Below are 10,023 nucleotides of genomic sequence, written 5' to 3' on the forward strand. Positions count from 1 at the left end.
GAGGCGTCACTTGCCTCTTTTAGGCGGTCTGGGTATTTTTTAGAATCTTTAAATTTAAGCGGATCGGTCGGGTAAATGTCAGCGCCAATCTCATAACGCCCTTTTGGATCCAAAAGACTATCAAGTCGCTGACGAGCGCCGATGCGCATGTGATGACTACATTTTGGGCAAACCGATAAATTAGCTTCAATATCTGTGCTGTAAAGGACAGTTTCGCAGCTGGGGCACTTAACCCAAAGTCCTTCAGGAACAGATTTGCGATTTGCAGGATCCGTATGTTGGATTTGTGGAGGTAGTAATTTATCGATCCAGCTCATCAGTTTTTAACTATCCAGTGCATTAACTATCTAAAGCGACGCGAATTTCACGTATGAATGTTTCGAGTGATTGTACCGCTTGGCCGGGGGCAGAATCCTCTAAAAGCCGAATAATTCGACTGCCAATAACCACTGCATCTGCTGTTTTTGACACTGCGCGGGCACTTTCAGCGTCATTGATACCAAAACCTACCGCAATCGGAATGGAAGTGGCTTCACGGATTTTGGGAATAATACTGGCTACATCTTGGGTATTGAGGTGGGACGCGCCTGTAACACCCCGCATGGATACGTAATAGATATAACCAGAAGCTATTTTGGCAGCATCCTTTATTCGTTCTGGTGATGATGTTGGAGCCAATAGAAAGATGGGGTCAACTCCTGCTACTTTCATGCTGGCAGCAAAATCAACGCACTCTTCAGGTGGGTAATCCACAACCAAGACACCATCAACACCAGCAGATTTCGCCTCCGCTGCAAATCGCTCCGAACCCATTTGCTCCACTGGATTGGCATAGCCCATTAAGACTACTGGAGTATTGGGATCAAGCTTACGGAATTCTTTCACCATTTCTAAGCAGCCATGCAAAGTGACGCCTTGAGTAAGCGCTCTTTCAGACGAGCGCTGAATCACTGGACCATCCGCCATTGGATCGGAAAAAGGAACACCGAGTTCAATCACATCAGCACCACCACGAACCAATGCATGCATCAACTCAACAGTAAGTTTTGGGTCAGGGTCGCCTGCCGTAATAAAAGGAATCAGCCCTTTTTTTCCAGTAGCTTTTAGTTCATTAAAGAGAGCGGTAATTTTAGACATGGCAATTCGTGTTTATTATTTTTATAGGTGATCGTGATGGGTTTGTACTAACCCTCTGAGCCGGTAGCTTGTGCAACGGTATGCATGTCTTTATCGCCACGACCAGATAAGTTCACTAGGATCGTTTTATCTTTGGATAAAGTTGGCGCCAGTTTGCATGCATAAGCAATAGCATGAGAAGACTCTAAAGCAGGAATGATGCCTTCGATACGGCAGCAATCATGAAATGCCTTCAAGGCTTCTTCATCGGTCACTGCCACGTAGTCAGCACGACCAGAATCTTTCAGCCAAGCATGCTCTGGGCCAACGCCGGGATAATCCATACCAGCAGAAACTGAATGGGTTTCAGAAATCTGACCATTCTCATCTTGCAGTAGGTATGTACGATTACCATGCAATACGCCTGGCTTACCGACGCAAAGTGCTGCAGAGTGAAGGCCGCTATTTAAGCCATGGCCCGCCGCTTCTACACCAACTAGCTTCACTTCTGGGTAGTCAATATAGGGATAGAAAATACCCATGGCATTGGAGCCACCACCAACACATGCCATGACATAGTCAGGCTGACGCCCAGTCATTTCAGGCATCTGCACCTTGCACTCTTCACCAATCACACTCTGAAAATCTCTGACCATCATCGGATAAGGATGAGGCCCAGCAACAGTACCAATGATGTAGAAGGTATCTTCTACATTTGTCACCCAATCTCGCATCGCTTCATTCAGCGCATCTTTGAGTGTCTTTGTTCCAGATTCAACAGGCACAACTTTTGCACCAAGCAACTTCATACGAAAGACGTTTTGAGCTTGACGAGCGACATCCACAGAACCTTGATATACAGTGCAATCCAAACCAAAGCGCGCACAAATAGTTGCAGTTGCAACACCGTGCTGCCCCGCTCCCGTTTCCGCAATAATGCGCGGCTTACCCATACGCTTTGCTAGCATGGCTTGGCCAATCACATTATTAATTTTGTGAGCGCCAGTGTGATTAAGATCTTCGCGCTTCAGATAAATCTGCGCACCACCCAACATTTCGCTCCAACGCTTAGCGTGATAGACCGGTGAAGGACGCCCTACAAAATGCTTGAGCTCGTAATGAAACTCTTCTAAGAATTCAGGATCGTTTTGATATTTAGCATATGCCGCCTTAAGTTCATCCAAAGCGAACATGAGCGTCTCAGAAACAAATACGCCACCGTAAGGACCGAAGTGTCCACGTGCATCTGGCTTATCGTACATAAATACCTCTTTTGATTAGTTACAGCAAATAGTTAGGGCAATGTGCTTGCGTCTGCCGCTCGCACTGCCTCGATAAACTCTTTCATCAAGGCGTGATCTTTTACACCCTTACTGATTTCAACGCCGCTAGAGACGTCAACCGCGCAAGGATGAAGACGAGCAATAGCTTCGCCCACGTTGTGAACGTTCAATCCACCACTCAAAACGACCTGAGGCGCGTTTGCGCTTATCCATGCTTGCGGAATTCCTGACCAATCAAAAGGAACACCCCCTCCTCCATAGCCCTCAACGAGCGCATCGAGCAAAAAGGCGTTTGCTTGCCTATATTGTAGGGAAAAATTATCAAATGCGAAGCCAGCTCCAACGCGCGCAGCTTTCATCCAGGGTTGGCCTGCTGCTAGGCGCTGACAGTCCTGCGGAGACTCATCCCCATGAAACTGCCACAAAGTGATGGGGGAAGCGGCCCTAATAGCCTCAAATTCAGCATCTGAGGCATTTACGACTAATCCAACAGCATCAACCCCAGCTGGAAGCCTAGAAATCAATGCAGCAGCAATATTGGGTGTAACCGCTCTTGGACTGGGCGGATAAAAAACAAAGCCAACAGCGTCCACACCAGCAACAACAGCAGCATCGACATCCGAAGGCGTCTTTAAACCGCAGATTTTGACTCTAGTATGTCCAGGAGAGTTGGTAAGTAAGCCCATATGGGAAATGATAAGGCCTTGAGCAAATAAAGACCTGCTTAAGCGTAAACCGCCTTAGGCAACCAAGAATTAGCCAGCCAAGGCTTGGGAATCTGAAACTCATCAGGATAGGCAATTTGAGCCAAATAGAGTCCAGCTGGAGAAAACGTAGGCGCTGCAATACTGCGGTCTTTTGCCTCTAGAACTTCTGCCATCCACCCTGCTTTTTGCTTACCAACGCCGATTTGAACAAAGCTACCAACTAAATTACGCACCATGTGATGCAAAAAAGCATTTCCTTTGATCTTGAAATAGAGCCAAGGCTCATTCGAAAAGATTTCGATGGAATACATCGTCTTTACTGGAGTCTTACTTTGGCACTCTGAAGAGCGAAATGAGGTGAAGTCATGCTCACCTATTAAACACTCACAAGCATGCTTCATGGCCTCAACATCAAACCAGCGATCCGGGGGCAACATGACATAACCAGCGCGATCTGCCGCCATTGGAGATCGACATGGTCCAGCATGTAATGCATAAATATAGGTTCGTTCATGTGCAGAATAACGAGCACTGAATTCTTCAGTAACAACTTGAGCCCAATTGACCACAATCGATTCAGGCAGGAAGGTATTTACCCCCCTCACCCACGACCAGTTTTCTCGCTCCACCTCAACATCAAAGTGCACCACTTGACCTAAGGCATGAACGCCAGCATCTGTTCTGCCCGCTGTGATTACACGAATAGGATTGGATTTCGATGCATCTATCCCAACAAATGCAGAAATCGCCTTTTCCAATTCATCTTGAATCGTATTCTGACCTACTTGCGACTGCCAACCTGAATAAGGGCTGCCGTCATACTGAAGTCCGAGGGCAATACGCATCAAAGAATTTAGCTACTACTATTTGAAATCTCGACCAACATACCCTTAGCTTCAACCACAATCTCAGGGTCGATTGAAGCGCCAATACGAACAATCTCTTCAAGAGATTTTTTGGCCGCAGAAAAATCCTCAATAGTGATGTAAGCGCGGGCAAGATTTAAACGTACCCGCAGCTCATCTGGCGTTAAATCTGAGGTAGTGGGCTTAGCAACAGGTAAATCTAGGTTAATGCTTCCGAACAGTGCCTTAGCCTTATCAGACATGCCCTCATGATGATGCTCATGATGGGCATGTTCGGTTTTATGATGAACTGGCGGTATGGATTCTGTCTGCTCGCTCTCATATGGGTAGTCACGAGCTTGAGGACTAGGCAGGGAATTTTTACGTGACTGGCTCATAAAGAACCAAATTAAGAGAGCGGTAAGTAAAACAAGAGCAATCAAACCCAGAACAGATGCTTTGACATTAAACCCACTTTTTTTAACCTCAACAACTTCGGAGATGCCCTGAGATTGATCTAATAATTTTTTTAAGTCAGCAATATTTTTCTCTAGCTCCACCACTCTGGCGTTAGTTTGTTCCAGAATTTTTTCTTGGGCTACTATTTCTTCTGTAATCCGCTTGGTGTCAGCATCGGCATCACCACTAGAACCAATCTTTAAGCGATTAGCGGGATTAACCGCTTCATCAGCACTCACTTCAACACTGGCTGAATTAGTCTTTTTCTCAGACCATTGTTGGGCAGCAGACTCAACAAACTTTTGAGCCTCCTTCGAATTAATTGCCTGTACTGTCTCAGGTTTAGGGATCAAGAGCTCGGAGCCTGCCAACAAACGATTAATATTTCCGCCAGCAAAAGCATCGGGATTGGCTTGATATAAAGCCATCATTTTTTGATCAAGCGTAAATTCCGGACGATCCGAATCCATCTGCGAAGCAATTGAAGACAGTGTTTGTCCAGGCTCCACAAGGAACTTAGGAATACTTCCATTTACAAAAGTAAATATTCTAGTAATCGATCCTGAAGACCAATTTAAGGTCAGCAACAAATCAACAAAGATGTCATCTGTAATGGGCACAGGTTTTACTGTCTCAACTAGCACCATCAATCGCTCATCTTTTGATCTATAGACCATAACTTGAGCATTAAAGTCTAAAATTTTGGATGAAATACCAAGTCGCTCATACTCACTTGAGGGCGGTATGGAGGCTGATAGAGTCGATAAAAGATTTTGCTCGTCGGCAGCTAACTCGATTGGCACCTCAATACGAAGAGTTTCACCGGGACTGGATACTAAATTTGCTTTACCCAATGAAATAGCAAAAGCACCAGTAGAAAGCGCTAAGCTAATAATTCCCGCAAAGAAAAGTTTGAGCATCTGAGCCTTAAGCATTGTCAGCCAATAAAATTCTTAACATCCGACGTAAAGGCTCAGCAGCGCCCCACAAGAGTTGATCGCCGACTGTAAATGCACCAAGATACTCTGGGCCCATCGCCATCTTATGCAAACGGCCAATAGGGACCGTCAAAGTACCGCTAATTGCTGCTGGAGATAATTCACGCTCAGTAGTCTCGCGGTCGTTTGGAATTACCTTAACCCATTGATTATCGTTAGCTAAGATTGTTTCGATTTCCTTTAAGGGAATATCTTTTTTCAGTTTGACAGTCAAGCCTTGGGAGTGGCAACGCATAGCGCCAACGCGAACACATAAACCGTCAATTGGAATACTTCCAGGAGATCTAAATGGAGGTCGGCCTAGGATCTTATTAAACTCAGCGCCGCCCTTCCACTCTTCTTTAGTTTGGCCATTCTCTACCGGGACATCAATCCAGGGAATCAAGCTACCAGCTAAAGGAGTGTTACGAAAGTTTTTCTTAGGAAAATCCGGAGAACGCAAAGTATCGGTAACTTTGCGATCAATATCTAAGATCCATGAAGACGGATCAGCTAATTCGGTTGCCACGCTATCGCGTAATGCACCCATTTGCAACAACAACTCACGCATGTTCTGAGCGCCAGCACCAGAAGCCGCCTGATATGTCATAGCGCTAATCCACTCAACCATATCGGCCTTCACCAAGCCACCCATCGCCATCATCATTAAGCTAACTGTGCAGTTACTACCAATCCAATTTTTTCCGCCTGCAGCTAATGCTTTATCAATTACAGGTCGATTCACAGGATCTAAAATTAATACTGCATCATCTTTCATGCGCAATGCGCTAGCCGCATCAATCCAGTGACCTTGCCAACCGGCAGCACGTAGTTGAGGAAAAATCTCATTGGTGTAATCACCGCCCTGGCAGGTCAAAATGATGTCACAACGGGAAAGCGCTTTGATGTCATTTGCGTTGAGCAACACATTCTCGCTCTTGGTCACTTTCTGACCATTCAAGAGCGGCACTTCACCGCCTGCCTGACTAGTACTGAAAAATACAGGTTCAATCAGATCAAAATCTTTTTCAGCCAGCATCCTCTCCATAAGGACGCTACCGACCATACCGCGCCAGCCTACTAAGCCTACTAATGGTGTTTTTGTATTTGCCATGATGAATGATCTATTGAATAAATATGTAATGTGACAATGGTTATGAAAGAGCGGATACAACCGCATCGCCCATTTCCACTGTAGATACTTTTTTTGTACCTTCTGTAAAAATGTCAGCAGTTCGCAATCCCAGTGATAAGACCTTTTGCACTGCCGCTTCGATACGATCAGCTTCAGATGGCATACCCAGGGAGTAGCGCAACATCATCGCAGCAGACAGAATTGTTGCTAATGGATTAGCAATGCCCTTGCCAGCGATATCTGGCGCTGATCCATGGCTTGGCTCATACAGGCCTTTATTATTTTTATCTAACGAAGCTGATGGCAACATCCCAATCGAGCCGGTCAACATCGAAGCTTCGTCAGAGAGAATATCGCCAAACAAGTTGCCCGTAACGACTACGTCAAACGCTTTGGGGGCCTTGACCAACTGCATTGCTGCGTTATCAACATACATATGTGATAACTCAACGTCTGGATATTCTTTGCCAACACGAATCATGACATCACGCCAAAGTTGCGATGTCTCAAGAACATTCGCCTTATCAACGCTACATACTTTTTTACCGCGTTTACGTGCAGCCTCAAAAGCAACTCGACCAATACGCTCCACTTCTGGCTCGCTGTAATGCATCATGTCGTAACCTTCACGTGCACCCTTAAATAAAGGAAGCTCAGATGTGCGAATGCCGCGAGGCTGACCAAAGTAGATATCGCCATTGAGCTCGCGAATAATCAAGATATCGAGGCCACTCACAATTTCAGGCTTAAGACTGGAGGCAGCAGTTAGCTCCTTGTAACAAATAGCTGGTCTGAAATTGGCAAATAATTCCAAATGCTTGCGCAATCCTAGAATGGCTTGCTCGGGACGTAGTTCACGAGCCAATGTGTCGTATTTCCAGTCACCAACAGCACCGAACAAAATAGCGTCTGCTTTTTTAGCAAGCTCTAAGGTAGCTGGAGGGAGTGGATGACCGGCTAGATCATAAGCGGCGCCGCCAACGGGGGCTGTCTCAAGGTCGAATTTAGGACCAAGCGCGTTTAAAACCTTAACGGCTTCAGCAACAATTTCCGGGCCGATACCATCGCCCGGTAGGACTGCAATTTTCATGAAAGGCCTTTAACTGAATAAAAACTACGGCAGTTGCGTCGCAAGCCAAGGCATTTTCAGGATGCGCTCAGCCTCATAAGCCTTGATTTTATCTGCATGTTGAAGGGTTAAGCCAATATCGTCTAAGCCGTTCAGAAGGCAATGCTTCCTGAAAGGGGCTACATCAAAGCTATAGGCCGTTCCATCGGGCGCAATTACTTGCTGAGCATCTAAATCAATAGTGAGCTGATAACCAGCAAAAGCAAGTGTTTCATTAAATAAGTGGTCAACCTGGAGCTCTGTGAGAACTATTGGCAAAAGACCATTTTTAAAGCAATTATTGTAGAAAATATCTGCAAAACTAGGGGCAATCACCGCTCTGAAGCCATACTGATCCAAAGCCCAAGGTGCATGCTCGCGAGAGCTGCCACAGCCGAAATTCTTGCGGGCCAGCAAAATACCAGCATCTTTATAGCGCGGCTGGTTTAAAACAAAATCTGGATTAATCGGGCGGGTGCTGCAATCTTGACCAGGTTCACCATGGTCTAAATAGCGCCACTCGTCAAATAGGTTTTGACCAAAGCCCGTTTTCTTAATCGACTTTAAGAACTGCTTTGGGATGATGGCATCGGTATCGACATTCTCGCGATTGAGCGGAGCAACCAAGCCTTTATATACCGTAAATTTTTCCATAATGATCTTCTGCTAAATATCGACTGCGCGCTTACTTGACTGGCGTCACAACAACATCTTTCCCCTGAGTTTGGGACTGATTGGATGTGTTGGAATTTTTGCTGCCACCCATGGAGTTGCCCATAGTTTGCAAATCTTTACCAACACCCTCCATCGTATTTGCACAAGCAGAAAGAATGATTCCTGCAATAGCAACGATAGTTAACTTTTTAATCATTGTGAAAGAAGACCATTTAAACACTGTATTTCCTTAAGAAATTTTACGAACATCAACGAAGTGGCCTTCAATCGCAGCAGCAGCAGCCATCGCAGGGCTAACTAAATGCGTTCTACCGCCATTACCCTGACGACCTTCAAAATTCCGATTAGAGGTTGAAGCGCAACGCTCACCTGGCTCCAAACGATCAGCATTCATTGCCAAGCACATCGAGCAACCTGGCTCACGCCACTCAAATCCCGCAGCTTTAAAAACCCGATCCAAACCTTCGCGCTCCGCCTGAGCTTTCACTAAACCGGATCCTGGCACTACCAATGCCAATTTGACATTAGCTGCTACTTTCTTACCGAGGCGATCAACTACCTTGGCTGCAGCACGAATATCCTCGATACGACTGTTGGTACAAGACCCGATAAAAACTTTATCAATTGAAATATTGCTGAGTGGCGTGTTTGGAACAAGGCCCATGTACTCCAGAGCACGCTCCATTGCGGAACGCTTATTTGCATCACGCTCTTTTTCTGGATCAGGAACTCGATCGCTAATAGCTAGAACCATTTCTGGCGAAGTGCCCCAAGTGACTTGAGGAGCAATTTCTTCTGCGCGTAACTCCACTACTGCATCAAATTTGGCATCCACATCTGAATGTAAGGTACGCCAATATTGCAAGGCATGACGTAGAGCCTCTCCTTTAGGGGCATAAGGTCTACCTTGAATATATTCAATAGTAGTTTCATCTACCGCCACAAGTCCAGCACGAGCACCAGCCTCAATTGCCATATTGCAGAGGGTCATGCGACCTTCCATAGACAAATTGCGGATGGCTTCACCTGCAAACTCAATCGTGTAACCAGTCCCGCCAGCAGTACCAATCTTGCCGATCACAGCAAGCACGATATCTTTCGCAGTGGAACCAGGTTGCAGGCGTCCATCCACCTTGACCAGCATGTTCTTACTCTTTTTCATGAGCAAGGTTTGCGTGGCCAATACATGCTCCACTTCTGATGTACCAATACCAAATGCCAATGCACCAAAGGCACCATGCGTACTTGTATGAGAATCACCGCAGACAACTGTCATGCCAGGCAGGGTTGCACCCTGCTCCGGTCCAATCACGTGAACAATTCCTTGGCGTAGATCATTCATCTTGTATTGAGTAATACCAAAGGCATCACAGTTTTGATCCAGCGTATCTACTTGTAACTTCGATATTGGATCTGTAATGCCCTCAGAGCGGTCCGTTGTTGGAACATTGTGGTCTGAAACCGCCAGATTGGCAGAGATGCGCCACACTGGTCGGCCCGCCAGATTTAACCCCTCAAAAGCTTGAGGACTAGTCACCTCGTGCAATAACTGACGATCTATATAAATTGTGGCCGTGCCGTCCTCTTCGGAATAGACGACATGGTCATCCCACAATTTGTCGTAAAGCGTACGTGACATGAAAACCCTCTAAAGCTTTTATTTGCGTACAGAAATGTTAGGAACCTTACGCGAAGTTTCTCCAACATATAACTGACGT

10 protein-coding genes and 1 pseudogene are annotated in these 10,023 nt (G+C 46.0%); all 11 read right to left on the reverse strand.

All coding sequences use genetic code 11. From position 1 onward, the window contains the following. Positions 1 to 317: pseudogene (locus B7X71_RS08180) on the reverse strand (acetyl-CoA carboxylase carboxyl transferase subunit beta); the annotation flags it as partial. A gap of 22 nt (positions 318 to 339) precedes the next feature. After that, the gene (gene trpA, locus B7X71_RS08185; protein ID WP_293598786.1) at positions 340 to 1,137 is read right to left on the reverse strand and encodes a tryptophan synthase subunit alpha; all 798 of its coding nucleotides are present in this window, start codon (positions 1,135 to 1,137) and stop codon (positions 340 to 342) included. Positions 1,138 to 1,184: 47 nt separating this feature from the next. After that, positions 1,185 to 2,378 (reverse strand): tryptophan synthase subunit beta, encoded by a 1,194-nt coding sequence (trpB, locus tag B7X71_RS08190; RefSeq protein ID WP_215385713.1) that lies wholly within the window; start codon positions 2,376 to 2,378, stop codon positions 1,185 to 1,187. A gap of 32 nt (positions 2,379 to 2,410) precedes the next feature. Continuing rightward, positions 2,411 to 3,085 (reverse strand): phosphoribosylanthranilate isomerase, encoded by a 675-nt coding sequence (locus B7X71_RS08195; protein ID WP_293599132.1) that lies wholly within the window; start codon positions 3,083 to 3,085, stop codon positions 2,411 to 2,413. A 38-nt stretch (positions 3,086 to 3,123) separates the two neighbouring features. After that, a complete protein-coding gene (gene truA / locus B7X71_RS08200; protein ID WP_293600497.1) occupies positions 3,124 to 3,954 on the reverse strand; it encodes a tRNA pseudouridine(38-40) synthase TruA in 831 nt (276 codons plus the stop codon). Between the two features lie 5 nt (positions 3,955 to 3,959). Further along, complete coding sequence (locus tag B7X71_RS08205) at positions 3,960 to 5,345, reverse strand: FimV/HubP family polar landmark protein (RefSeq protein ID WP_293600498.1); 1,386 nt, start codon at positions 5,343 to 5,345, stop codon at positions 3,960 to 3,962. Continuing rightward, the gene (asd, locus tag B7X71_RS08210) at positions 5,338 to 6,501 is read right to left on the reverse strand and encodes an aspartate-semialdehyde dehydrogenase (RefSeq protein ID WP_215300857.1); all 1,164 of its coding nucleotides are present in this window, start codon (positions 6,499 to 6,501) and stop codon (positions 5,338 to 5,340) included. Before asd ends, B7X71_RS08205 begins: the two co-directional genes overlap by 8 nt. Before the next feature lie 40 nt (positions 6,502 to 6,541). Further along, positions 6,542 to 7,612 carry a 3-isopropylmalate dehydrogenase gene (gene leuB, locus B7X71_RS08215; protein ID WP_293600499.1) on the reverse strand — a complete coding sequence of 357 codons (1,071 nt, stop codon included), beginning with the start codon at positions 7,610 to 7,612 and terminating at the stop codon, positions 6,542 to 6,544. A gap of 24 nt (positions 7,613 to 7,636) precedes the next feature. Next, positions 7,637 to 8,284, reverse strand: coding sequence for a 3-isopropylmalate dehydratase small subunit (leuD, locus tag B7X71_RS08220; protein WP_293600500.1), 648 nt, complete (start codon positions 8,282 to 8,284; stop codon positions 7,637 to 7,639). A gap of 31 nt (positions 8,285 to 8,315) precedes the next feature. Further along, entirely contained in the window at positions 8,316 to 8,501 is a 186-nt protein-coding gene (locus B7X71_RS08225; RefSeq protein ID WP_251368583.1) for a hypothetical protein, read from the reverse strand. Positions 8,502 to 8,534: 33 nt separating this feature from the next. Further along, complete coding sequence (gene leuC / locus B7X71_RS08230) at positions 8,535 to 9,944, reverse strand: 3-isopropylmalate dehydratase large subunit (protein ID WP_215300865.1); 1,410 nt, start codon at positions 9,942 to 9,944, stop codon at positions 8,535 to 8,537. Positions 9,945 to 10,023 lie beyond the last annotated feature (79 nt).

This window comes from Polynucleobacter sp. 39-46-10, from assembly GCF_002282275.1.